24 protein-coding genes are annotated in these 26,110 nt (G+C 48.3%); 8 read left to right on the top strand and 16 right to left on the bottom strand.

The features are described 5' to 3' along the window. Window positions 1-84 precede the first annotated feature (84 nt). From FJM67_RS14630 to FJM67_RS14605, 6 genes are all read right to left on the bottom strand, one after another. Window positions 85-558 (bottom strand): protein-methionine-sulfoxide reductase heme-binding subunit MsrQ, encoded by a 474-nt coding sequence (locus FJM67_RS14630; protein WP_140590819.1) that lies wholly within the window; start codon window positions 556-558, stop codon window positions 85-87. A gap of 126 nt (window positions 559-684) precedes the next feature. Then, window positions 685-1,671, bottom strand: coding sequence for a protein-methionine-sulfoxide reductase catalytic subunit MsrP (gene msrP / locus FJM67_RS14625; protein ID WP_140590816.1), 987 nt, complete (start codon window positions 1,669-1,671; stop codon window positions 685-687). A 75-nt stretch (window positions 1,672-1,746) separates the two neighbouring features. Further along, window positions 1,747-2,526, bottom strand: a complete 780-nt coding sequence (gene pssA, locus FJM67_RS14620; protein ID WP_140590813.1) for a CDP-diacylglycerol--serine O-phosphatidyltransferase — start codon at window positions 2,524-2,526, stop codon at window positions 1,747-1,749. 21 nt (window positions 2,527-2,547) lie between these two features. Then, window positions 2,548-3,834 (bottom strand): glutamate-1-semialdehyde 2,1-aminomutase, encoded by a 1,287-nt coding sequence (hemL, locus tag FJM67_RS14615; RefSeq protein ID WP_140590810.1) that lies wholly within the window; start codon window positions 3,832-3,834, stop codon window positions 2,548-2,550. A gap of 24 nt (window positions 3,835-3,858) precedes the next feature. Next, the gene (gene hemJ / locus FJM67_RS14610) at window positions 3,859-4,281 is read right to left on the bottom strand and encodes a protoporphyrinogen oxidase HemJ (RefSeq protein WP_140590807.1); all 423 of its coding nucleotides are present in this window, start codon (window positions 4,279-4,281) and stop codon (window positions 3,859-3,861) included. Between the two features lie 2 nt (window positions 4,282-4,283). Then, window positions 4,284-6,017, bottom strand: coding sequence for a chloride channel protein (locus FJM67_RS14605; protein WP_140590804.1), 1,734 nt, complete (start codon window positions 6,015-6,017; stop codon window positions 4,284-4,286). A gap of 97 nt (window positions 6,018-6,114) precedes the next feature. Here FJM67_RS14605 and argC point away from each other — a divergent pair, with 97 nt between their 5' ends. Then, on the top strand, window positions 6,115-7,146 hold the full coding sequence (gene argC, locus FJM67_RS14600) for an N-acetyl-gamma-glutamyl-phosphate reductase (RefSeq protein WP_140590800.1): 1,032 nt from the start codon (window positions 6,115-6,117) through the stop codon (window positions 7,144-7,146). Between the two features lie 75 nt (window positions 7,147-7,221). Here argC and FJM67_RS14595 read toward each other — a convergent pair whose 3' ends face one another. After that, window positions 7,222-8,775, bottom strand: coding sequence for a phosphoenolpyruvate carboxykinase (locus FJM67_RS14595; protein ID WP_219846002.1), 1,554 nt, complete (start codon window positions 8,773-8,775; stop codon window positions 7,222-7,224). Window positions 8,776-9,284: 509 nt separating this feature from the next. Between FJM67_RS14595 and gndA the strand changes: the two genes are divergently transcribed. Beyond that, entirely contained in the window at window positions 9,285-10,811 is a 1,527-nt protein-coding gene (gene gndA, locus FJM67_RS14590) for an NADP-dependent phosphogluconate dehydrogenase (RefSeq protein ID WP_140590797.1), read from the top strand. A gap of 57 nt (window positions 10,812-10,868) precedes the next feature. Here gndA and FJM67_RS14585 read toward each other — a convergent pair whose 3' ends face one another. After that, a complete protein-coding gene (locus FJM67_RS14585; protein ID WP_140590793.1) occupies window positions 10,869-11,588 on the bottom strand; it encodes an RNA methyltransferase in 720 nt (239 codons plus the stop codon). A 266-nt stretch (window positions 11,589-11,854) separates the two neighbouring features. Here FJM67_RS14585 and FJM67_RS14580 point away from each other — a divergent pair, with 266 nt between their 5' ends. Continuing rightward, window positions 11,855-12,646 (top strand): inositol monophosphatase family protein, encoded by a 792-nt coding sequence (locus FJM67_RS14580; protein WP_140590791.1) that lies wholly within the window; start codon window positions 11,855-11,857, stop codon window positions 12,644-12,646. Window positions 12,647-12,712: 66 nt separating this feature from the next. On the opposite strand, the gene galU is transcribed toward FJM67_RS14580, so the two are convergent. From galU to betI, 6 genes are all read right to left on the bottom strand, one after another. Beyond that, window positions 12,713-13,543: a UTP--glucose-1-phosphate uridylyltransferase GalU gene (gene galU / locus FJM67_RS14575; protein WP_140590788.1), complete on the bottom strand. Its 831-nt coding sequence runs from the start codon at window positions 13,541-13,543 to the stop codon at window positions 12,713-12,715. A gap of 252 nt (window positions 13,544-13,795) precedes the next feature. Then, entirely contained in the window at window positions 13,796-15,166 is a 1,371-nt protein-coding gene (locus FJM67_RS14570) for an MFS transporter (protein WP_140590786.1), read from the bottom strand. 201 nt (window positions 15,167-15,367) lie between these two features. After that, complete coding sequence (gene choV / locus FJM67_RS14565) at window positions 15,368-16,558, bottom strand: choline ABC transporter ATP-binding protein (protein ID WP_140590783.1); 1,191 nt, start codon at window positions 16,556-16,558, stop codon at window positions 15,368-15,370. Between the two features lie 3 nt (window positions 16,559-16,561). Continuing rightward, window positions 16,562-17,407, bottom strand: a complete 846-nt coding sequence (gene choW / locus FJM67_RS14560) for a choline ABC transporter permease subunit (RefSeq protein WP_140590781.1) — start codon at window positions 17,405-17,407, stop codon at window positions 16,562-16,564. Between the two features lie 66 nt (window positions 17,408-17,473). Beyond that, on the bottom strand, window positions 17,474-18,400 hold the full coding sequence (locus FJM67_RS14555; protein ID WP_407943635.1) for a choline ABC transporter substrate-binding protein: 927 nt from the start codon (window positions 18,398-18,400) through the stop codon (window positions 17,474-17,476). A gap of 92 nt (window positions 18,401-18,492) precedes the next feature. After that, a complete protein-coding gene (betI, locus tag FJM67_RS14550; RefSeq protein WP_140590778.1) occupies window positions 18,493-19,077 on the bottom strand; it encodes a transcriptional regulator BetI in 585 nt (194 codons plus the stop codon). Window positions 19,078-19,388: 311 nt separating this feature from the next. Here betI and FJM67_RS14545 point away from each other — a divergent pair, with 311 nt between their 5' ends. From FJM67_RS14545 to FJM67_RS14525, 5 genes are all read left to right on the top strand, one after another. Continuing rightward, window positions 19,389-20,525 carry a MalY/PatB family protein gene (locus tag FJM67_RS14545; protein WP_140590775.1) on the top strand — a complete coding sequence of 379 codons (1,137 nt, stop codon included), beginning with the start codon at window positions 19,389-19,391 and terminating at the stop codon, window positions 20,523-20,525. A 34-nt stretch (window positions 20,526-20,559) separates the two neighbouring features. Then, window positions 20,560-21,594, top strand: coding sequence for an IS630 family transposase (locus FJM67_RS14540; protein ID WP_140590772.1), 1,035 nt, complete (start codon window positions 20,560-20,562; stop codon window positions 21,592-21,594). Window positions 21,595-21,709: 115 nt separating this feature from the next. After that, on the top strand, window positions 21,710-22,522 hold the full coding sequence (locus FJM67_RS14535; RefSeq protein ID WP_140590770.1) for a sterol desaturase family protein: 813 nt from the start codon (window positions 21,710-21,712) through the stop codon (window positions 22,520-22,522). 22 nt (window positions 22,523-22,544) lie between these two features. Then, a complete protein-coding gene (locus tag FJM67_RS14530) occupies window positions 22,545-23,207 on the top strand; it encodes a YceH family protein (protein WP_140590766.1) in 663 nt (220 codons plus the stop codon). Window positions 23,208-23,263: 56 nt separating this feature from the next. Then, window positions 23,264-24,307: a Gfo/Idh/MocA family protein gene (locus FJM67_RS14525; RefSeq protein WP_140590763.1), complete on the top strand. Its 1,044-nt coding sequence runs from the start codon at window positions 23,264-23,266 to the stop codon at window positions 24,305-24,307. Window positions 24,308-24,343: 36 nt separating this feature from the next. Here FJM67_RS14525 and FJM67_RS14520 read toward each other — a convergent pair whose 3' ends face one another. Further along, window positions 24,344-25,270, bottom strand: coding sequence for an AEC family transporter (locus tag FJM67_RS14520; protein WP_140590760.1), 927 nt, complete (start codon window positions 25,268-25,270; stop codon window positions 24,344-24,346). A gap of 59 nt (window positions 25,271-25,329) precedes the next feature. Beyond that, window positions 25,330-26,110, bottom strand: a 781-nt coding sequence (locus FJM67_RS14515) for an RNA-guided endonuclease InsQ/TnpB family protein (RefSeq protein WP_140590758.1), incomplete at its 5' end; no start/stop codon positions are given.

Below are 26,110 nucleotides of genomic sequence, written 5' to 3'. Positions count from 1 at the left end.
GTGTTTTGCAGTCCTTAGCGGCCTGCCGTGTCAGTGGGTGCGTATATTACCGTCGCGATTTTTTAACGCAAGCACTTTTTTCAATTATTTTAACTTTTTAACGATTGGATGCCCCCACACCCACCACAACATGAGTGGGGCAAGCGCAACCAAGGCAGAGATTGAAATAAGATAGTCGGCTCGTATCTGCCACCACAAATGGAGCAGACTCAACAAAGCGATCAGATAAACTGCCCGATGTAGACTTTTCCAACGCTGCTTAAGCTTTCTCTTAGCAACGCGGTTGCTCGTTGATGCGAGTAAGACATAGCCACCAAAAGCCAACCAGCCAAATATGATGTAGGGCTTTTCAGTTAGATCCTCCACTACCCACGTCGCGTCCAAGCCAGCATGTAGGAACAGGTATGCCAACAAATGTAAGAAAGCATAGCAGAAGGAAGCAAGCCCTAACCCTTGGCGGCATTTCAATAGGTTTACTCGCCGGATTCTTTTACTCAAAGGACTCACGACTAGCGTCAGAAACAACATCACAATCGTCCATACACCAGTCCAAGTCATTAGTGGCTCAGCGGGATCAGGGAAATATCTCCCAATTAGTAAACTTACAATCAGCCATACCGCTGGAATGCAGTAAGCCACCCATATAGCTATCCTAGGAATCAGTTTTTTCACGCTTGGTTAGCTCTAATAGTTTTTTGTCAAATCAATTCCGCTATAGAGTGACGCCACTTCGTCGTAACCATTGAATAATTTTGTTTCTATGATATTCGGCAAAAACACGCCACTTGGCAGACGACGCTCTCGCGCTTGCGACCAGCGCGGGTGATCCACGTTTGGATTCACATTGGCATAAAAGCCATATTCATGGGGAGCCATTCGATTCCATGTAGTCATGGGACGCTGTTCCGTAAAGCGAATTTTGACAATAGACTTGATGCTTTTAAAACCATACTTCCAAGGAATCACGATACGGATAGGTGCGCCGTTTTGATTCGCCAGTACCGACCCATACATCCCTACCGCAATAAATGCCAGCGGATGCATTGCTTCTTCAATAGTCAGCGCTTCTCGATAGGGCCAATCCAAGCCTCGCCCCTTTTGTCCAGGCATTTGCTCAGGGTCGTACAGGGTTTCGAAATAAACATATTTAGCATTTGAGTTTGGCGCGAAGCGATTTAAAAATGTTGCCATTGGAATTCCCACCCAGGGAATAACCATTGACCAACCCTCCACACAACGTAATCGATATATACGCTCTTCTAAGGCGGCTTCTTTGATAAGATCTTCAAGGTGAAACTTGCCTAGGTTATTCGCTTCTCCTTGCACCTCGATACTCCAAGGAGTTGCTTTCAGCAAATGAGCCCGTTCTGCAGGATCTTCTTTACCAAAGCCAAATTCATAGAAATTATTGTATCCCGTAGCAACATCAAACGGCGCCACCACTTCCCCCGCACCGTAACTGCTAGGCTTGATATTAGAAAAAGCTTCTGCAAATTGACTAGGCACAACCAAGGAGCTTGTCTCTGTTGCGGCAAATATGTTGCCTGCAACTGATGCTCCGGCTACAGTCGCTAGGCTCGCTTTCATAAATTGTCTTCGATTTAGATATACCTGCTGATCGGTAACTTCCCACTCTTGTGCTTGTGAAGACACTTTAGATTTAATGATCATTATCCTCTCCCCAAAAAAAAGCCCACTCATCTTTGACGATTGAGCGGGCTATTTTCTTAACCAAGTTACCAATTATTAACGCAGCTTCGGAATAAAAACTCCCAATATTCCCCAAAGCCCGTACAAGCAAAACACAAATGCGAGTACGAAAGCAGGCTCCAGTGCAACAAGCACCAGTACCAGAACAGCAATCAGCAACACCACAAAAGGCACCCGCCCCTTTAGATTGAGATCTTTAAAACTGCGGTACTTAACATTGCTCACCATCAGCAATCCAGTCACTGGCACTAAAATCGCCATCACCGAAGCCAAAGACTCACCTGTTATACCGGCCTGACTCGCTGCCCAGATCACTCCTGCTACAACTGCCGCAGCAGAAGGGCTTGGCAAACCAGTAAAGTAGCGTTTATCGGCTGTACCTATCATGGTGTTGAAACGTGCTAAACGAAGCGCTGCACCCACCGCATAGATAAATGCGGCAATCCAGCCAACCTTGCCTAGTGGGGCTAGCGCCCAAGTAAAAGCAACTAACGCCGGTGCTACTCCAAAAGACACCATATCCGACAAAGAATCATATTCTGCACCGAAAGCACTTTGGGTTCTTGTTAAACGCGCCACACGTCCATCAAGACCATCCAACACCATAGCGATAAAGATCGCCACCGAAGCATTAACAAACTCACTGTTCATCGCCGCAATAATGGCATAGAAACCCGAAAACAAGGCAGCCGTGGTGAACAAATTAGGTAGCAGATAAACGCCGCGACGTGGACGTTTCAGTTCTGCTTCGCCATCGACATTATCTTTGGGAATGTCTTTTTCCGTTTCTTCTACGGGCACTTCTTCAACTTTCATCTACTACCTACTTTTTTCGAATTACTTAGTCATTTTCGCAAATGCGCGCTTAGCGGCGGCAATTGTGAAATCGATGTCTTCTTCGGTGTGCGCCTGGGAGGTAAAACCGGCCTCGAATGCTGAAGGCGCAAGATAGACACCCTCCTCCAACATCAAATGGAAAAATTCGCGGAATTTACCCGTATCACATTGTTGCACTTGAGCAAATGTCGTTACCCGTTCTCGCTCGGTAAAGAACATACCGAACATACCACCCTCACTAACAACTGCTAAAGGCACACCTTCTTCATTAGCGACTGCTTTTAGACCATTTACTAACTTAACCGTCTTGGCTTCAAGTTGATCATGAAATCCTGGAGCGGAAATATTATTCAACACAGCCAAACCAGCCATCATGGCAACTGGGTTACCAGATAGCGTACCTGCCTGATACACCGGTCCAAGGGGAGCAATGTGCTCCATGATCTCGCGTTTACCGCCAAATGCACCTACTGGCATACCCGCGCCAATCACTTTACCCAAGGTCGTCAAATCAGGAGTGATACCAAAGCGCTCTTGCGCACCACCCAAAGCAACACGGAAGCCCGTCATCACTTCGTCGAAAATCAACACTGCGCCACTATCATCACAGACTTCACGCAGCGTTTCCAAGAAGCCTTCGACCGGTGGGATACAGTTCATGTTGCCGGCAATTGGCTCCACGATAATACAAGCAATTTCTTGACCCATTTCGGCAAAACACTGCTTTACTTCATCAATATCGTTGTATTGCAGAGTAATGGTGTACTTAGCTAAATCAGCTGGAACACCCGGGGAATTTGGTACGCCTAGAGTCAGTGCGCCCGAACCAGCTTTCACCAATAACGAGTCTGAGTGACCATGGTAACAACCTTCAAACTTCACGATTTTGTCACGACCAGTGTAACCACGAGCTAAACGAATCGCACTCATGGTTGCTTCAGTTCCAGAGTTCACCATACGCACCATATCCATGGATGGCACTAACTCACAGACCTTCTCCGCCATTGTCGTCTCAACCGCGGTGGGAGCACCGAAACTTAAACCTAACTCTAGCTGTTTACGCACAGCATCTAATACATCTGGATGCTGATGACCAAGAATCATCGGCCCCCAAGAACCGACGTAATCGATATAACGCTGACCATCTTCGTCATACATGTAAGCGCCTTCACCGCGCTGAAAATAAATTGGCGTACCACCAACTCCATTGAATGCTCGAACTGGGCTATTCACCCCACCTGGGATACGCTTTTGGGCGCGTTCATATAAATCTGCTGAGCGACTCATAAAATTCCAATCTAATTAAGTAAATTAAAAGGGTCTAACGACAACAAGAATAGCCACTCCGATTAATACCAAAACCGGAAGCTCGTTAAACCAACGGTAAAAAATGTGGCTGCGGGTATTATTATCTAGTGCAAATTTTTTCAGCAATCGGCCACAGGCATGATGGTAGCCTAAAAGCAACACAACCAACAGCATCTTGGCGTGAAACCAACCGGAGGATAAATAGTAATCTGGGTTATAACTGACCAACCACAAACCCAAAATAACTGTCGCGATAGCCGACGGCGTCATAATCCCGCGATACAGTTTGCGCTCCATAATTTTGAAGCGCTCAGAACCTTCTTGATCGCTAGTAGATGCGTGATAAACGAATAACCGTGGTAGATAAAAGAGTCCCGCAAACCAACTCACCATAGCAACAATATGAAATGCTTTCACCCACAACATGATTAATCCTTCAGCAATAATTTATCAATCTGATAACGAGAAACTAACCCTAGGCCTTGCTCAAACTGCAACACCAGTCGATCACAGTGATGGCGATTCATCAAAGCCAATGCCTCTGCCGGCGTATCGGGTGCTGGAACAACCAGAACTGATTGCCAACTCCCCATTTTAGCAAGATCAAGCTGCACTTCTTGATCATCATTGCTTAGCCAAGGTTGCGGACCTAGACGCCACTGTTCAAACACAGACAGCAACTCTTCTCTCCCCGTTACCGATGTCTGACCTAGAGTCTCAATTAACACGAAGTCTATCATACTCGCATTGATTTCTCTTAGGCGCTCGGGGGGAGCAAGTCGCGGTAATTGCACAACACTTTCACATAAACTGCGCAAATCGCTATGACGCAGTAGCTTTTGCACAGGATCCCAACTGGACACCATGCCCATTGCATGAAGACGCTCGACAAATACAGAATCTTGGTGCAACACCAGACGCGTTATTAAACAGGACAGGGTAATCACCACCAACGAAGGCAACATGGCTTGGGAGCTATGCGTCATTTCCAACACTGCGATCAATGCGGTAAGAGGCGCCTGAAATGTCGCCGCCATCATGCTTGCCATTCCCAACAAGGGAAATAATCCATAAACAGCAATGTCGGGTAAGACGCCATGAAATAGCAACCCCACCTGCATACCAACTAACCCACCGATTACAAAGGCAGGTCCAATCATCCCCCCGGGTATTCCCAAACCAATTGATAGGCCAGTTAATACAATCTTAGCGACTATCAGCAGTAGCAACCAATCTGGCGCTTGCTGCGTAAAAATTCGGTTTAATGTGTCGTAGCCACCACCAAGAACACTGGGTAAAAACATGGCAACTAGCCCAGTAGCTAATCCCACAGCCGTGAAGCGCACCCATATTGGCAATCCCAACAGGCGCCAACCAAGCCGCTGCAACCGATAAAACATACTGGTAGCGAGAACAATACCCACCACCAACACCAACAAACTTGGCAGCAAGGTATGAGTAGGCACAGCTAAATCAAAATGGATTACCGTGAATATATCTAAACTACCTAGCGTCGCTTCACTCAACATTACCGCAACCACAGCCGATAACATTACCGGTATCCCATGGCGGAGTCGATACTCTAGAAAAATGACCTCAAAGGCGAACAATACGCCGGCGATAGGGGTCTGAAACGCTGCAGCAATAGCACCGGCGACACCACAAGCCACAAGTGTTTCGATACCGATATGAGTAAGGCGAAAGCGTTGCGCTAGTTGGCTACCAAAGGTGGCACCAATATGTACTGCTGGACCTTCTTTACCGATAGATAAGCCACCTAATAAACCGATAAAAACGCCAACTAACTGCACTATCCCGTTCGCCATGGGCAAATTGCCATGGTGGTAGTTGAGACGCTCTACCACGTAAGGAATACCAACTTTTTGCCATTTTGTGGGCAGAAAAAACCAAATGAGCGCCAACAAAGAAGTCGCCACAAGCGGGAAAACAAAGGGCAACCAGCCATCGAGTCCCTCGTAGTTTTCGCTGTGCCCCGGCAACAGTACTCCTGAGAAGAACCTCAACCCCGCCACAATCAAAATCATGGTAAGGCCAGAGATAACACCACAAACCACCGCTAAAATTGACAATAGCAGTAAATCGTCGGCGGAGGATTCCCGCTCCCGTAGTTTGGCGATAAAATTTAATCCTTTCAGTACCATCCCCTTACTTTAAAGCGAATCGTTTTTCGGGCACTATTCAACCAGTTAACCCTACGACAAGCAATTATCTCATTTCTCTAAACTATAGGATCTGACCGTGTATAAAATAGGTATCGTCGGAGGCACAGGTTACACCGGTGCCGAACTGCTTAGACTACTTGCCAACCACCCTGAAGTTGAAGTGACTCATATCACTTCACGTAGTGAGGATGGCAAACCGGTTGCTGATATTTACCCAAGTCTGCGCGGTCATTACGACTTACGCTTTAGCGTACCAGATACTGACACGCTTGCTCAGTGCGACTTAGTATTTTTCGCGACACCTCACGGCGTTGCCATGGATCAAGTACCAGAGTTGGTAGATCGTGGTGTTAAAGTAGTCGATCTTGGTGCTGATTTCCGCATTAAGGACACCATCGAATGGGCAAAATGGTATGGAATGGAACATCGCACTCCAGACTATGCTGCCAAGGCAGTGTATGGTCTTCCCGAAGTAAACCGCGAAGCAATCAAGGGAGCGACCTTGGTAGCCAACCCTGGCTGTTACCCAACCGCTACTCAACTTGGTCTGATTCCTCTTTTGGAAGCAGGAATTGTTGACCCAGCACATCTTATTGCCGACGCAAAATCTGGCGTAAGCGGTGCTGGCCGTGGTGCGAGCGTTGGTACTCTGTTATGTGAAGCGAGCGAAAGCTTTAAAGCCTACGGCGTCGCCGGACACCGTCATTTACCAGAGATTAAACAAGGTCTGCAAGCGGTGAGTGACAAACCAGTTGGCTTAACATTTGTACCGCATTTAGTTCCGATGATTCGCGGTATCCACTCCACTATGTACGCCACACTAACTGACACCAGCGTTGACTTACAGGCGCTATTTGAAGAGCGCTACAAAGATGAGTTTTTCGTGGATGTTATGCCTGCCGGCAGCCTGCCAGAAACTCGCAGTACGAAGGGAGCTAACTTCTGTCGTATTGCCGTATATCGCCCGCAAGGAGGAGATAAAGTGGTGGTATTGTCTGTCATCGACAACCTAGTTAAGGGCGCTTCGGGCCAAGCGATTCAGAATATGAACATCATGCTTGGATTACCTGAAAACATGGGTCTTACCCACCTTGGCATGATGCCATAACCCTAACACTAATCTGGTTACAGCAAAAAGGCCGTTTGGTTTCCCAAACGGCCTTTTTTTCGAATGAACTACAGCTTACAACGTAGGACCGGCTTTGACGATGGCATCAGAAACGGTTTCAAACTTTTTGAAGTTCTCTACAAACTGATTGATCAAATCTTTCGCTTGAGCATCGTAAGCCGCTTGATCAGCCCAAGTGTTACGAGGGTTCAGTAGCACAGAATCGACACCGGCAACTGCCTTCGGCACATCTAGGTTCAAGGCATCTAGATGCTCAGTTTCAACATCCGCTAGTGCGCCGGATTGAATTGCAGAAATAACAGCACGAGTCGTTGGAATGCTAAAGCGCTTACCGCCTTTACCGTGTGCACCACCGGTCCAACCAGTGTTTACAAGGTAAACCTTACTACCGAACTCTTCGATACGCTTCATCAACAAGTCAGCGTAAACATCAGCGCGACGAGGGAAGAACGGAGCACCAAAACAAGTAGAGAAGGTAGACTTGATGCCACTACCCGCACCCATTTCTGTCGAGCCAACCAGTGCAGTGTAGCCACTTAGGAAGTGGTAAGCCGCTGCTTCTTTAGTCAAGATAGACACTGGCGGCAAAACACCGGTCAAGTCACAGGTCAAAAAGATAATCGCATTAGGCTCACCGGCGCGGTTTTCTTCGGCACGCTTGGCGATATGCTCACGTGGGTAACCTGCGCGACCATTTTGCGTCAAAGAAGTATCGGCATAGTCTGCCTTACGGTCGCCGTCTAGAACAACGTTTTCAAGCACAGTACCGAACTTGATTGCTTTCCAAATAACAGGCTCGTTTTTCTCTGATAGGTCGATGGTTTTAGCGTAGCAGCCACCTTCAATGTTAAACACGGTGTCTTTACCCCAACCATGCTCGTCGTCGCCGATTAAGAAGCGTGACTCATCTGCAGACAAGGTGGTTTTACCCGTACCAGATAGACCAAAGAACAAGGTTACATCGCCGTCAGTACCAACGTTAGCAGCACAGTGCATCGGTAGCACGTCTTTCTCAGGTAACAGGAAGTTTTGTACTGAGAACATAGCCTTTTTCATTTCACCGGCGTAACGCATACCTGCAATCAGCACTTTACGCTCTTTGAAGTTCAAAATGACGCACGCTTCAGAGTTAGTGCCATCTCGCTCTGGGACGCATTCAAAAGTCGGCACATTCAAAATTTGCCACTCTTGCTTAGCCGATGGATTGTAGACCTCTGGGCGAATAAATAGGTTACGACCGAAAAGCTGCTGCCAAGCTGTCTCGGTACGCATCACCACCGGTAAGTAATACTCATCACCGGCACCCACATGAATATCAGAAACATAGGAAGTTTTGGTATCCAGATACGCAGCGACACGATCCCATAGTGGCGCGAATTTCTCTTCTGGGAATGGGCGGTTAACTGGCCCCCAGTGAATTGCCTCACGGGTAGTGTCTTCTTCGACGATAAAACGATCCATTGGGGAACGACCAGTACGAGCACCTGTCTCAACTACCAGCGCTCCGGTGTCTGCTAATTTGCCTTCGCCATTCGCCAAAGCCTGCTCAACGAGCGCAGCGGTGTTTAGGTTGCGAAGAATGGTTACGTCTGCTGATTTCATGTTCATGTCTGTTTGCGTCCTCTGAACAAAGTAGTTATCTGCTCTTTATCGTTATTATTGTGGTGATGATGATAATTTTATGGGTAGCCAAATACTAACAAAACAATCTAAGAAAAAATATTGTTATAACCAAGTGTTATTTTATTTCAATTTTAAAACAAAAAAATAAATAACAAACCTTTGATTTATAAAGACTTATATGATTTCTGATTAGGTTTCAGTCAACACAACCACCAAATATGCCATACAAAGCTGTAATAAAATTACATATCTGAAAGCAAGCTACGTTTACGATATGAAATCACTACTTACTGTCGCAAACACACAACTTTACCGGTAACAATTTTAAGAAAATAACAGTCAATATTTAGAAAAAGGCTCGACTAACTACAAAAAAGCATCATAAAATTTCACATGTGTTCTACTTTCGTCGAATTGATGACAATTTATGAGCGGCGAAATGACCAAAAATCCCCCACAAGACACTACCAGCTAAACAAGGTTGATCAAAAGATATGCAAACTCAGAATCAAAACTGCAACATTGGATTTGTAGGCCTAGGCGTTATGGGCAAGAACTTAGCCCTAAATCTTGCCGACCATGGCTATCGGGTTGCCGGTTTTGATTTAGATGCTGCCAAGATTCAGGATCTGCTGGACACAGAAGCGAAAGAACGCCCGGCGGGCGTTGACGCACCACGAATGGTTGGTTGTAGCAGTATGTCTGAGCTACTGAACAACTTAGTTAAACCTCGCGTGATTGTCGTCCTAGTGCCTGCTGGAGCTCCTGTGGATGCCGTTTGTCACAACTTGATTGAAGCAGGCCTTGAAGCGGATGATATCGTAGTTGATTGCGGTAACAGCCAGTGGACCGATACCATCCGTCGCGAGCAAGAATACCAAGGCAAATTCAAATTCTTCGGAACCGCAGTGTCTGGTGGTGAAGTGGGGGCACGCTTTGGACCTTCACTCATGCCCGGTGGCGATGCCGACTCATGGAAATATCTAAAACCCATGTGGGAATCGGTCGCTGCTAAAGTGGATGCTAATGGCAAACCGATTGAAACGCGCACACCAGGTCAACCAGTCACTGAAGGTGAACCCTGTACCGCCTATCTTGGCCCCAATGGCGCTGGTCACTATGTGAAAATGGTACACAACGGCATCGAATACGCTGATATGCAATTGATTTGCGAAGCCTACCATTTGATCCGATCCTTATTAGGCTACGAACCCGCTGAAATCGGCAAACTGTTTGAAAAATGGAACCAAGGGGTACTCAACAGCTACTTGGTTGAAATTACGGCGGATATTTTGCAACAGCAGGACCCAAAAACCGGTGCCCCACTGGTCGATATGATCCTCGATAGCGCGGGCCAAAAAGGCACTGGCCGCTGGACTTCCATTAGCGCGACACAAATGGGAGTGCCTGCTGGCATCATTAGCGAATCTGTTTACGCTCGTGCATTGAGTACGCTCACCGCGGAACGGGAAAAAGCTTCACAAGTATTGGTTGCCCAAGTGCAAGGATCTGATCTAAGCAACGAAGATATCGAAAATGCCATCGAAAATGCACTCTACTGCGCCAAAATCTGTGCTTATGCTCAAGGCTTCCAAATCATGCGCGCTGCCCAGGAAGAATATAACTGGGAATTGAATTTCAGCGATATCGCCCGTATTTGGCGTGGCGGCTGTATTATTCGTGCTTCTTTCCTACAAAAGATCGCCGATGCCTTTACTGAAAATCATGACTTAGAAAACTTACTGCTTAGCGATTACTTCGCGAATGCCATGGATAATCGTCAAGATGGTCTGCGCAAGGCGGTGGTAATGGCTGCTCAAGCTGGAGTGCCAGTACCAGCATTCTACTCTGCATTAGCTTACTTCGATGGTTACCGTTCTGAAATTCTACCGGCGAATCTGCTGCAAGCCCAACGAGACTACTTCGGCGCTCACACCTATGAGCGTGTAGATGCAGAACCGGGCGAGAAATTCCATACCCAATGGCAAGTGCCTGGTCGTCCCGAAATTCAAACCAAATAATCGCCATCTCCCAAAAAAATGCCACCTTTGAAGTGGCATTTTTTTTGAGTAAGCCGCTTATTTTCTGGCTTTTTCCATGGCCGTCAACATGCCTCGCAACATACCCACTTCCTGCTGATCGAGCTGAGCGCGTTGATACAAGCGCCGAAAGCGAGTCATCACTTGGCGTGGGGCTTTAGGGTCCAAGAATTCAATGTCACCGAGTACGGTTTCAAGATGATTTAACAAATACTCGATTTGTTCAGTTGTTGCTGCTGGCACATCCCATTTGCTGGAAACAATGGGCTTATCCAACAAGGAAAGTTGCTTCATGCGCAATTCATAGGCAATCACTTGCACTGCTGCAGCAAGGTTCAGGGAGCTAAAGCCCTCAACCGATGGAATATGCACATGATAATGGCAACGCTGTAGCTCTTCGTTGGTCAGCCCCCTATCCTCGCGACCAAACACAAATGCCGTTTGCAACTGTTCGGTAAACACCAACTCCGCTGCCTGCCGTGGGTCTACCAGAGGCCAAGGTATATGACGCTCACGGGCACTGGTGCCAATGACCAACTGGCAATCCGCTACCGCTTCCTCTAGGGTAGACACGACAATGGCTTGCTCCAAGATGTCGGTGGCACCAGAAGCGCGACTGACAGCTTCATCACTAGGGAAACATTTTGGCTCCACCAGCACTAACTGGCTTAGGCCCATATTTTTCATGGCTCGCGCTGCACCGCCAATATTCCCTGGGTGGGAGGTGTTCACGAGTACTATCTTGATCTTATCCTGCATTTTTATCCGAACTGTCTATAAGTGGTTTGCACTATGATAACAGGAAAGCACTTTCGCTCCCTCATTTGTTGAATTGACCATTTTTTAGCCAATAAAGCGCTAGCTACGCAACGGATTTTCCGCTATTATTCGCGCCCTAATTCTGACGTGACGATCAGGTAAACCAATACAGCTAGATCGGCCCGTAACGCTCTTTAACACTTTAACTGCAACTCACACATCCACAAGGTGTGTGATGCTCTGTTTCGACAAACGAATGGTATAACATGCAACCGAGAATTAATGTCGCTTTAAAAGCAGCCCGCTCTGCCGCGGATTTCATCCTACATTCACAAGAAAAACTGCAATTTGACCGTGAACAAGGTCAAAACAGTGCCGAGGCATACCAAAATATTTGTACTGGTGCGGAACGTACTATCGTTCACCATTTAGAGAAAGCTTACCCAGCAGACACCATCGAGACTCGTCTACAAGGCACAGTACAAGAAGGCAAAGAAGGCACTTGGGTGATTGATGCTATCCAAGGTCAACATTTGTTTTCGCAAGGCTTACCCGGCCATGTTATTACTATGAGCTACTTAGTTGCAGGTAAAGTGGAACACGCAGTGGTTGTTAACCCTGTTACCCGCGATGAGTTCTACGCCAGCAAAGGTCGTGGCGCTTACCTAAACAATAGCCGCATCCGTACTTCCAATGCGCGCTCACTCGACGGCGCCACTTTTGCCGCCCAGTTCCCTGGCACAGAAGTTACCTTACCTTACGCTAGCGGTCAGTTTAAAGTGCTAGAAGAAATTGCTCACCAAGGTGGTCGTGCCGTATTGCAAGACAGCCCAGCGTTAACCATTGCTAACGTAGCAGCGGGTCGGGTCGACGCCGCTTGGGGTATTCAGCTACGTGAGTGGGAAGTTCAAGCACCTCTATTTATCGCCAAAGAAGCAGGCTGCCTATTCTCTGATTTTAACGGCGCTCCTTCGATCGATACCGGTAACGTTATCTGTGCGAATCCTCGTTTATTCAAAACGTTATTACCACTGTTAAACAAGCATCTACAAGCCTAATAAGCTGGTATCAGAAATGCAGAAGGCCAGCAAAATGCTGACCTTCTTTTTAGTATCCGTTTCTGATTATGATGCTTTGTAGATGTTCTCATAAACAAAGTTAGTCGCTTCCACGAAACCATCGACGCTACCACAGTCAAAACGACGACCTTTAAATTTATAGGCCAATACGCAACCTTCTTGGGCTTGACGCAGAATTGCATCGGTAATCTGTACTTCGCCGTTTGCGCCAGGGGGCGTTTCACGGATCTTATCGAAGATATCAGGAGTCAGGATATAGCGGCCGATAATCGCGAGATTAGATGGCGCATCTTCCTTCGCTGGCTTTTCCACCATATCCGTTACGCGGTACAAACCTTCCATCATCGACTCACCAGCGATAACGCCGTACTTGTGAACTTCGTCTTCTGGTACTTCTTGGATCGCCACGATAGAACAGCGGAACTGTTTGTATAGTTTCACCATTTGGGCGAGTACACCGTCGTGTTCGCCACCCACACATAAGTCATCGGCTAATACCACGCCAAAGGCTTCATCACCAATCAAAGGCTCACCAGTAAGGATGGCATGCCCTAAACCGAGCATGTTGTTTTGACGGGTAAAAGAGAAATTGACGTTGTTAATAAGATAACGGATGCCTTCTAGATATTGCTCTTTGCTAGTGCCAGCGATTTGATGCTCAAGCTCATAACTGATGTCAAAATGGTCGGCGATAGCACGCTTGCCTCGACCCGTTACAAAAGTCACATTGTCCAAACCCGCTTCCACAGCCTCCTCTACGCCATACTGCACTAGCGGCTTATTCACGATAGGCAGCATTTCCTTGGGCATAGACTTAGTTGCCGGTAAAAATCGGGTTCCATAACCAGCAACTGGGAACAAACATTTACGAATCATACTCTTTCCTTTTCTCATGACGGAGCCACCTTATGGAGTTATGTGGTAGCGCCTGAAATTAGCACACCCCGATGACGTTTTTTGGTCAGCGGATGTGACGGTTAAGTACAGGTGCATAAACTCGTACCCTTTAACCAAGGGCACAAATCATGCCAGTCTTAACCCGAGTCGTTACAGTTACCCAAAAGCATACCAAGCAGTAACAGGATTGTCTGCTGGGCCAATCAAAATACTCAAAGGTAAATTCTCCAATTACAATGGGGGCTTAGCCGGTGTGGTGTCACTTTCCGGTTTTACCTCATCGGTAGCCGGAACCACATGTTCAAAGTCCGTTTCAGCGTTTGCTCTAGCCTCTGCTTCGATCAATTCTTCCACCGTATCGATATTTGGGTCGGCATCCACCATCAGCTCGGTATTGACTACCGGGCTGACAGTCAAACCAACATGGACGTGATCGCCCTGCTCTTCCACCACCATCGGTGGTTTGACTGCCATACGCCAAGCAGCGAAAGCACCAACCCCTGCGTTCGCCAAGGCGATAAAGACGAATAAAGCGTCGATCATGGTAAATTCCATCAAAGCAGAAGCAATGATTGGCCCCAAGACCCCACCCGCACCGTTAAGCAAAATCAAACCACTACTAGCGGATAATATCTGTTCTGGTCGCAACTGATCGTTGGTATGGGAAGAACCCAGGGAATACATGGGAAACGTAAACGCACCGATAAGGAACATACCCACCATCATCAAGCGCACGCTGTCCAAACCATTGGCAAGGGGTACCACAAGCGCCACAGCCCCACCCAGTAACGAAACCCACAGCAGGGTAAAACGGCGATCTTGGCGATCCGACATTTTACCGATTGGCCACTGCAGTAGCATACCGCCGACGTAGCTGGCACCAATAAAGATGGAAATTTGCACCACATCCATTCCCAAGGTTTTGGCATACAGAGCGGCAAGACCAATCAAGGCACCAGAACTCATACCCGCCACAAATACTGCGGTTGCCCCCAAGGGCGCTGAGCGAATCAAACCACGAATATTGAGTTTTTCTGGCACCGTAATGGTTGGCGAAGGAGTACGTACCAACAACAGAGGCACCAGTGCCAACGAGATCAATACTGAGGTAATAATAAATAGGTCATAACCACTGGGTGAACCAACGTTCAACAGGAATTGGCCCAAGGTCTGGCTAGCCCAAATCTCGATAATGTAGATTGAAAATAAACGGCCGCGAGTATCATTGGTAGCGATGGCGTTGAGCCAGCTCTCGGTAACGATAAAAAGCGCGGCGTAGCAGATCCCGGTTCCCATCCGCATCGCCATCCAGAACAATGGGGAAATGATCACAGACTGGGCCAAGATAGTGATGGATGCCATGGAAGCTACCGCCGCAAACACGCGGATATGCCCCACATTTCGCACCCAATTCGGCACCATAATAGAGCCAACAATAAAGCCGACGTAATAGGCGGACATGATAAAGCCAGCTGCCGCCGTATCGAAATTCTCAATGGAGGCACGAATACCGATCAGTGAGCTTTGTAAGGCGCTGGCCATGGTAATAAGGGCTACCCCAAAGAGCAAACTCCAGATGGGTAGCAGGGTTTGTTTGAACATTCAGCGGCTCCAGACCAAACGATTTTCGACAGTAAAAAAGTGCGCTAAAGGTAGCAACCCCAACCATTCACTGACAAGCTGAATTTATGAACAAATGAGTGCATTTGCCTCAATAAAAGGCAGATGAGAGCACCAATCCAGTGCAAACAAATAAGGGAGCTACAAGAGCTCCCTTAAAGGTAGACAAGATCAGAGTGATGTCTAGGCTGATGCCTCACTGCGAGAGAAATGCTTACCTAATAAGGCGTGATAGAAATTGTGGTCATTCAGCACACCGACACAACGACCTTCTTTTTCTAGCACCATAAACTGATGGGTTTGATAGCGAATTTCAACCGCGTCACGCATAGAGATATCCACCGGCACACGCATAACCGCACCCTCGGGTACCTTTTCGATATCCATGGATTGATCCCACAAAGCCGTTGCGATTTCACCTTTACCATTTTGCACCGATTGCAACACACCTTCTTTTAAAAGCAAGCTGACATCTGGGGAAACTTCGACTTTGCCATCACGAGTTGCTAATTGCTCTAAAGGCGTCATCAATGCGTCGCCACGTAAGACGTTGAGCGGATTAGTATGGGCAACGAACTTTTCCACATACTCGTTTGCCGGATTCAGCACGATCTGCTCGGGTGTGTCTTCTTGGATAATTCGTGCGGACTCCATAATGGCAATTTTAGAGCCAATCTTTAAAGCTTCATCCAAATCGTGGCTTACGAAGATAATAGTTTTCTTCAGACGACGCTGCAGCTCAATCAGCTCATCCTGCAATTGGGAACGAATTAAAGGGTCAAGGGCCGAGAACGGTTCATCCATTAACAACACATCGGTGTCCATAACAAAGGCTCGGGCCAAACCTACACGCTGACGCATACCACCAGAAAGCTCATCCGGCTTTTTATCCGCCCACTGGTAAAGGCCTACCATTTTCAGCTGCGCATCTACCCTCTCATCACGCTCAGCTTTTGGTACGCCCTGCATCTCTAAACCAAAGCCCACGTTTTCACGCACCGTGAGCCATGGCATAAGGGCAAAACTTTGGAATACCATGGATACGCGATGGGTACGAATGTGGCGCAAGGTTTCCTCATCACATTTAGCGAGGTCCACCATGCGATCTCCGTCACGTACCAGGCAGCGTCCCCGTGCCACCTTATTTAGACCATTTACTGCCCGTAGCAAGGTAGATTTACCGGAGCCAGACAGCCCCATCAAGACACAGATTTCCCCTTCGTGAATATCGATGCTGGCGTTTTGTACGCCGATCACATCACCGGTCTTAGCCAGAATCTCCGCCCGGGACATGCCTTGATCCATTAAACGTAAGGATTCATGGAGAAAGTTACCAAAGACAATATCAACGTTTTCTAGTTTAACTACAGCCATGACTTAGCCCTCTCCACGCATACCAGGTGTTTTACAAATACGGTCTAGCATGATTGCGACAAGAACGATGGCGACACCTGCTTCAAAACCTTGTGAGATATTCACCGTATTCAAGGCACGGACCACCGGCTTACCTAAACCGTCAGCACCTACTAGAGCGGCGATGACCACCATGGACAACGACAGCATGATACATTGCGTCACACCGGCCATAATGTTTGGCATGGCCGCCGGCAACTCCACTCGGAACAGAAGCTTGGTTTTCGTTGAGCCAAACGCCAAGCCCGCCTCTCGCAATTCATTAGGTACTTTACTAATACCCAAGTAAGTCAAACGAATCGGTGCCGCTATCGCGAAAATAATGGTAGAGATCAACCCAGGCACATAGCCCAAGCCGAATAAGATCAAGGTTGGAATCAGGTAAACGAAGGTTGGAATGGTTTGCATCAAGTCCAGCACCGGACGCAAAAAGGTATATAACATCGGACGATGGGCCGCAGCGATACCGATCGGTACACCGATCAGAACACTAATCAATGTCGCCGTTACCACCAGCACTAGGGTCTGCACGGTTTCCAACCAGTAGCCTTGGTTAATAATCAGTAGAAACGACAGGCCAACAAAAATCACCAAACCAACGCTGCGGTGCAACAACCATGCAACACCCATAACGGCCGCAATCACGACCATTGGATGCAACCATTCAATGCCGTCTACCGCCGACATAATGATGGTTTCAAGTACTAGGGAAATAAAATCAAAAAAGCCTGCTGCCGCATCTACCAACCAGTCAACGAAGGTTTCCATGGTATCGCCAAGCGGCAGTTTATGATCTGTAAGCCAATTCATACAGATAATCTCCAACTACAGTAAGGGAAGTGCGCCCCGGGCGGGGCGCAGTACGAAAACAGTCGATTACAGACCTAAATGGGCTTTGACGGCAGGCAGACCAGCACCGCCGGATTGGGTAGACACACCCGCTAACCAGCTATCGAGCACACCTGGGTTAGCTTTGAGCCACTCCTTCGCCGCGACTTCTGGTTGTTTACCTTCATCTAAAATGGCCCCCATTACCTCGTTTTCCATTTTTAGAGAAAATTCTAGGTTGGTCAGTAGCTTGCCAACATTGGGGCAAGATTCGATATAACCTTTACGCACGTTAGTGTGGACGTTAGCGCCACCGAAGTTGGGACCGAACCAATCGTCACCACCATCTAGGTATTCCATTTCGAAATTGGCATTCATTGGGTGTGGCGCCCAGCCAAGGAACACAATCCACTTGCCACGGCGGCTGTTACGATTTACTTGAGACAACATGCCCGCTTCACTAGACTCGACTAACTGAAACTGACTCAAATCGAATGCATTTGAGTTAATCATGTCCTGAATTAGACGGTTGCCGTCGTTACCTGGCTCAATACCGTAGATACGACCGCCAAATTCTTTCGCATGGATCGCGATGTCCGCAAAGGTTTTCACCCCTGCATCAAACGCAGCCTTGTTGACGGCTAAAGTGTACTTAGCGCCTACCAAATTTGGCCCCAAATCTTCTACCGTGCCAGCATCGCGGTAAGGTGCGATATCCGCTTCCATGGTCGGCATCCAGTTCCCAAGGAACACGTCGATATCACCGTTAGCAAGTGACGTGTAAGTCACAGGCACAGATAACAACTGTGTTTTGGTTTGGTAACCCAAGCCCTCTAACACGGTAGACGTGACTGCCGTGGTTGCCGTGATATCTGTCCAACCTACGTCAGAAAAACGTACGGTGGAACAATCTGCCATGGCAACCGTTGTCGCAGCCGCTAAGCTCACCGCTAAGGATACTTGTTTCAATTTCATCATGATCACTCTCCCGTTGATATAATAATTAGGCACTGGTGCCTGTTTGTAACTGAACCTGTTCCTGTCGCCGATGAGCCTTGTAGCTCGCCTTACGGCCGTGTCAGCGCCAGGGATATATACTCGTTAATCCGATCAGCGGCGTAGTCGCTATCAATCCCCCCGGCAAGGGAACCACGCAGCCACATACCGTCAATCAATGCCGCTACCGTGAATGCCAGATCTCTGGCAGGCTCGGCTTCTAACCGCTCCCGGAATACAGCTACCAAGCTGCTCTGCAAACGCCGTGAATACACATTCTGCAAGCGATACAACACCGGCATATGCATAGCGGATGCCCAGAATCCCATCCACGCTTTCACCACCTGAGGGCGAGTTTGGGATTGGCTAATACTGGCCCGCACAATCGCCATGGCGCGATCCATGGTGGTGCCATTACGGGCTTGGTACAGCTCCGCTTGTAATACTTCAAAAAATTCCTTAATCAGGCTGCGCATCGTCGCCTCCAACAAACCCTCTTTGCCACCAAAGTAGTGGTTGATGATGGCTGGCGATACACCGGCTTTCTTGCCGATCACACTGACTGTTGCGCCAGGAAAACCGAATTCGTCGATCGCGTTAATGGTTGCTTGGATCAACTGTGGTTTTCTTATCTCTGGCATTCCGACTTTTGGCATCAGGATTCCTTTTTGTTAAACAACCATTTAATAAAAACTATATTAGACAGACTTGCAGGGAATGGTCAACCCTTAATAACTCTAAATATTAGAAATCAAATAATTTTTAACGGTAAAGCACAAAGGAGGTTTGCGTCGGAAAGCGACCACCCAAAAACTGACGGTGATCAATTTTTACACGCTACCGAATGTAACCGGCTAAAGCTTATCCAAAAACGTCCACTTAGAGCGGTTTTCTGTCCCAATTCACCCTTTTCTGGCACTATCACAAGGTAAGCACCCTGCTTTTAATGCTCAATTAAGGAGTTTATATGAGTTCAACGAGTCAGTTCGACCAAATTACTGATCGCAACAACCTCAATAGCGACAAATGGGCAAAGTACCCCGAAGATGTGATCCCAATGTGGGTAGCGGATATGGATTTCGACAGTCCAATGTGTGTCAAACAGGCATTGCAAGAACGGGTCTCAAAGGGAGTATTTGGCTACACGTTCGCACCAAAATCTCTCATCGAGGCCATACAAACTCACTGCCAAACACATTACGATTGGCTCCCGAATGGCGCTCATTTAGTGCATTTGCCTGGTTTAGTGTGTGCGTTGCATTTGAGCGTGCGTACTTTCTCGGAGCCGGGTGAGCGCATAATTGTCCCAGCTCCCGTGTATTACCACCTTACTAGAGCGGCTGAGATCAGCGACCGAGTGTTGGAAACCATTCCCTTTGAGGTCAAAGAAAATCGCTGGACAATCGACATAGAGAGCATGGCCCAAGCCTGTGCTAAGCCCGATGCCAAAATGATTCTCCTATGCAATCCACATAACCCCGGGGGCACCGTCTATACAAGGAATGAGCTGGAAGCGATCCACGCTTTGGCGAAACAACATGATCTTATTGTCGTCAGTGATGAAATTCATTGCGATTTAATTCTAAGTCAAAGTAAACACATCCCTTTTGCCAGCCTAAACGAGGACGCCGCCCAGCGCTCCATCACCCTTATGGCTCCCTCTAAAACCTACAATATTGCCGGCTTGGGTTACGCTTTTGCGGTGATCCCTAACAGTGCATTGCGTAAGCAATTTTCTAGTGCGCGGGGGGCAATTGTCCCTGCACCAAACTTGTTAGCACTCGTCGCTGCGGAGGCGGCATACCGCGATGGAGAACCTTGGCGTAAGGAGCTGGTTAATTATCTGAGCGCTAACCGCGACTATATTCAACAGCGTATCGCTGGCACGCCATTGCAGTTAGTGGGCATGGAAGCGACTTACCTTGCTTGGATAGATGCGTCGGGATTGGGCCTATATGACCCTTATCAGTACTTCCTTGACCGGGGTGTGGGACTCTCACCGGGTAAGGATTTTGGTCACGGCCAATTCGTGCGACTCAATTTTGGCTGCCCAAGAGCTCAGTTGGAAAAAGCGCTGGACAGGATGCTAGTTGACCTTTATTAACCCGGCGATGATTTATATATGATATAATGCCTGCATGAATATAGACGCACGCAAGCTCAGCCCAGAGCAACAGGAACTTCTCAGGCAGAAGGCGGTTCGACTCCGCGAGAAGGGTAAAACCTTCCGCCAGATCGGTCAGCTTCTCGACGTTCATCCCGACACTGTAGGCCGGTGGTATAAGCGCTATCAAGCGGGTGGCGCCGAAGCTATCGCTGTTCAAAAGCGCGGTCCCAAAAACAAGCTACGACGGTTGACCGAACAGCAGGAACAACGTGTCATCGAGGCGATTCGTGACCAGATGCCCGACCAACACAAGCTTGGCTTTGCGCTGTGGACACGGCGCGCGATTGCCCAGCTGATCAAGCAGTTCTGGGGCATTGATATTCCGGTCCGCACGATGGGCGATTACCTCAAGCGCTGGGGCTTCACGCCTCAGAAGCCATTGAAGAAAGCGTGGGAACAAAACCCATCTCGCGTTGAAGCTTGGCTGAAGGAGGAATACCCGCAGATTCAGGCCCGTGCCAAAGCAGAGAATGCCCAGATTTTCTGGGGTGACGAGACGGGTATCAAAAACAACACTCAGCACGGTCGCAGCTATGCCCCGAAGGGACAGACCCCGGTCCAACCACTGCCGGCCAAGCGTGTATCGCTCAACATGATTTCGGCGATCACCAACCAGGGCACTGTGCGATTCATGCTGTACGAGTCGACCATGACCGCCAAGGTTCTGAAGAAATTTCTGCGTGCGCTGATCGAATCGACGCCCGGCAAGGTCTTTCTGATCCTGGATAACTTGCGGGTACACCACGCCAAAGTCGTAAAGCGCTGGTTGGAGCGCAAGACGGTCAAACGCTATCTGGAAGTATTCTTCCTTCCTGCCTACTCCCCGGAGTTGAATCCGGACGAATACCTCAACTGTGACTTGAAGGGCATGCTGCATAGCGGGCCTGCTGTTCGCTCTGTGGACGATTTGAAGAAGCGCACGCGATCATGCATGCTGACGCTTCAGCGCCGTCCTGAACGAGTGAAAAAATATTTTGATGCTGAGCATATCGCCTATGCTGCATAATCGATATAAATTGCCGCCGGGTTAATAAAACAGAACTTAACTAGGACAGGGATGTCCATAACAGGGCGAAGCTCTTAATTAGCGCAGCGTCACCATTATTTTAGAGGAGAATATTATGTCTGATTTTGCACTACGCATGGGCATATTCTTCACCTTACTGACCGTGTTTGTCCTATGGCAATGGCGCGGGGGACGTTCCGCTTTACCACGGTGGCAACAACGTTGGCGACATAATTTTGGGTTACTCGCCGTAGATTCCATCGTGGTGCGGATGATCCAACCTTTGATCCTTCTAGCGATTGCTTCTCTAGGTAATCATCCTCTTCCGCTAGAAAACTGGTTAAATGACACTGGGGCATTTATTGCGTCTCTAGTGTTACTCGACTTTACCATCTACTGGCAGCATCGGCTGTTTCATCGGATCCCCCTATTTTGGCGCCTGCATCGGGTGCATCATAGCGACCCAGAATTGGATGTCAGCTCAGCGATTCGTTTCCATCCGGTAGAAATCCTCTTGTCATTACTAATAAAAGGCAGCGTAATCTGGCTGTTTGGCATATCCCCTTTAGCGGTTTTGACCTTTGATATTTTGCTGAACGGTTGCGCTTTGTTTAACCACACTAACGCGCGTTTACCGCAACGACTAGAACGATTGGTTCGTCGTATTCTGGTGACGCCCGACATGCATCGCATTCACCATTCCCGAGTAGACAGTGAAGCCCATAGTAACTTTGGCTTCTGTTTAAGTATTTGGGATCGTCTATTTCAAAGCTATACCGCAACGGCAAACCATGGCGATGCCGGCTTAAATATCGGGTTACCGGGAACACAAACCTATGCCCCTGAATCTTTCAAAGCACTCTTGCTAATGCCATTAAAATCTTCATTTGGTCGCATTACACAGCGTCCTAGCGACACACCTGACTAACCTAAAGACTAAGGAGAAGTAGATGTCTTATTACACATTATCAGCGCAAGAGATGCGCGTTATTGGCTGCCTTATTGAAAAATCTCTTACCACTCCAGACTTATATCCACTGTCACTCAATTCTCTCACTAACGCCTGCAACCAAAAGTCCAGCCGAGAGCCTGTGGTGAACTACACCGAGACAGAAGTGCAGCAAACGTTGGATGACCTTGAATCAAGAGCCCTGATCACCGAACTACTCACCCCTGGAAGTCGTGTCGCCAAATATCAACATCGCTTCTGCAACACGGAGTTTTCCGACCTGCAATTCACACCGGCGCAAACCGCCATTTTGTGCATGCTGTTTCTTCGGGGACCGCAGACTCCCGGCGAGTTGAGATCTCGCAGTGGCCGTCTTCATGCGTTTGCCAATATTCAAGAAGTGGAAGAAGCCCTCAATGCCCTCGCCAACATGACTGGAGGCCCCTTCGTCCAACAGCTACCACGGGAACCCGGGAAACGGGAAAGCCGCTATACCCAATTGTTCTGCACCGATGAAACGCTACCAAGCCCAGTCAGTGATGCCGAGCTAACACTTAGCGAGGAGCAAACCACCGACCTTCATCAACGGGTCACTGAACTAGAAGCAAAAGTTGCCGAGCTATTAGACAGAATCACTGACTTAGAGAATCGCACTGATCTATAATGACGGCAGGCAGTGTTAAAACACTGCCTCCTGCTCACCCACCTAAGGAGACTCCCATGCAAGACGTTCGTTGGGGTATTATCGGCACTGGCCAGATGGCAGATGCATTTGCCACTGATTTCAACTTCGCAAAAACCGGCACTTTAAGTGCAGTGGCTTCCCGCAGTAAAAGCGCGGCAGATGCCTTTGCGGCAAAGCATGATATTGAACTGGCGTTAGTGGACTATTTCTCCTTAATCAACAGCCACGAAGTGGATGTGATTTATATCGCTACCCCCCATGTGTTCCATTTTGACCTAGCCAAGGCCTGTATTTTGGCGGGGAAACATGTGGTGGTGGAAAAGCCGATCACCATTAACATGGAGCAGGCACAAGCCCTCTTTGACTTAGCAGCAGAACATAACGTCTTTGTAATGGAAGCCATGTGGAGTCGCTTCACCCCCGCTATCGAACAAGCCATTGAATGGGTTGAAGAAGGGGAAATTGGCGACTTGCATAGTATTCAAGCCAATTTCAGTTTCGTTGGTCCAAAAGATCCAAACCATCGACTACTCAACCTAGAACTTGGGGGCGGTGCACTTTTAGATATCGGTATCTATCCGATTTTCCTAGCTCAGCTATTTAATGGCCGACCCGACTTTGTACAAAACCAAGCCGTCATTGGCGACAGCGATGTGGATGTCTTCACCCAAATTATGCTGGGCTGGGAAGGAGGACAACTAGCCTCTCTGGAAGCCTCCCTTCTCACCCATGGCCCAAATCGTGCTCTTATTAGTGGTAACGGCGGCTATATTGAACTTGGAGACGAGTGGTACAAAACCAAACAAATCCGACTAGTCAAAACAGACGGCAGTGAACGAGCGATTGAGTTTGATTTCCCTGGCACAGGTTACCAATTTGAAATTGAAGAAGTGAACCGCTGCATCGAAGAAGGCTTGTTACAAAGCCCGAACCATAGCTGGCAGGATAGCCTTGATCTACTCGCCACTATGGACGAAATCCGCCTTGATATGGGCGTTGTTTACCCCGGTGAACCCGACCCAATTAGCGAAGAAGAGCTTCACCATCACCACCATGAACATGGCCATCATAAACACTAGCGGGGTCAGACCCTCCCCTGTCAGGGTCTGACCCCTTTAGAGAGGAAAGGCTTGGTATAGGGCGATGGTCGCTGGTACCGTAAAGATAGAAATGGCCGTTTGCAGGGTAATGTAGGCGGCCATTTTTTCTGCGTTACCGCCAAGCTGCCGCGCTAGTGCGTAACTCGACGTAGCCGTCGGCACCACACCAAACAACAGCGCAACCGCAGCGGCAACCCCATCGATATCTAGCCACCAGCACAACGCCACGATCGTAGCGGGAAATAAAATAAACCGGCCAAACGCGCCAACCCAAAAACTACGGCGCACGGCTTTTACCGCATCAAGGCGTACACTCGCCCCCACTGCCAATAACACCAGAGGCAAAGTCGCTTGGGCTAACGTCGCCGCCATATCGGAAATAACCAATACCGGTGTTAACCCGAGAGCATTCAGTGACATCCCGGCCGCCAATGCCAAGATCAGTGGGTTACGCAGAATCTCTTTGGCGACCACTTTCCCCAAAGAGACCTTTTGCGTCGCATGCATGGTCACCATAGTGACCACCAAAAACACATTAATGGAAGGAATCAAAACCGATGCACCAAGGGTGGCAAACATCAAGCCCTCGTCACCATAAAGACGCTGTGCCAAGGCTAAGGCAACAAAGGTGTTAAATCTCACTCCCGCTTGCAACATCGAGGTAGTAGTCGGTGCATCTTCCTGCATCCAGCGCGCTACCATCACGACAAAGAGTGCCGTGAGCCCCATAGCCCCAATCAACACGACACCGTAGCGTTCGAGCATGGGGTCAGAAAAATCGATTTGACTGGATTTTGAGAACAACAGAGCAGGAAACAGAAGCCAATACACCAGCTTATCTATTCCCGCCCAAAAGCCAGCAAATGGAAACTGAGCGCGTTGCAACACAACGCCCAAAAGCATCAATAAAAATACCGGTAAAATGGCCAACACCAATTCCATATTGCCTCACTAAGTCGTTCTTTGACAACTCTCGCGCAGCAAGCTGCGGAGATTCTTGATTAAGCCACATGAGGCAGCTCAGACGACATATTACTGTCTGCACTCAAGAGTGCCTGAGCCGCTTCGAGGGTAGTATCAAGCAACTTGCCCGTTGTCAGCGGGACTACGCAGTTCAACCTTGCGACAGGTGTTTTTATAGGCCTGCGATACTTTGCCATAGCTGGCGGAAGTCGATAGTTTGGAACGATTAAGCCGTTCTCGCTTTTGTTTAAAATGTTAGCTGCGCCAACAAGATCCCGTATCCCAGTAAAGTTGCATTCTGGATTTTTACATTGGTAGATACGCCCCGAAGGTTTGTGCCGATGGCCGCATTTCGGGCAAGTTTGGGTGGTGTATTGCTCTGGTTCTTTTTCTAGCTTAACACCACGCTGTTTCCCTTTGTATTTCACATACTCAAACAACCGTCCTAGAGGATTATTGCTGTTCATTTGGTTGCTTCGACTGGAGCTTTTTCTTCGCTTACGAGAGTTCTTGCTCATATTGATGCAATCACCTACCACCAGCTTTCCTGCCCCCTGAGCAACGCAGAAGTCTACCATTTGCTTAGAGGCATGATGCAGCAAGTTACGAATTTGATGGTCATTGCGGGCAAGCATCTTGGCTTTTGAGATTCGCAATTTACGCGCCTTACGAGAGCCTTTCTTGAGCCTGCTTTGCAGTCTCGAAAACTCTGCTAGTTTACGGTTGCGATACTGGATGAGGAAACGAAGGCCGCGTCCCACGATCACTTCTGCTGCATTCCCATCCGTCATGGCCGCTAAATGAATTACCCCAAGATCG

Source organism: Maribrevibacterium harenarium, assembly GCF_006385675.1.
Classification (GTDB): domain Bacteria; phylum Pseudomonadota; class Gammaproteobacteria; order Pseudomonadales; family Marinomonadaceae; genus Marinomonas; species Marinomonas harenarium.
This window is presented reverse-complemented; position numbering and strand designations above follow the sequence as displayed.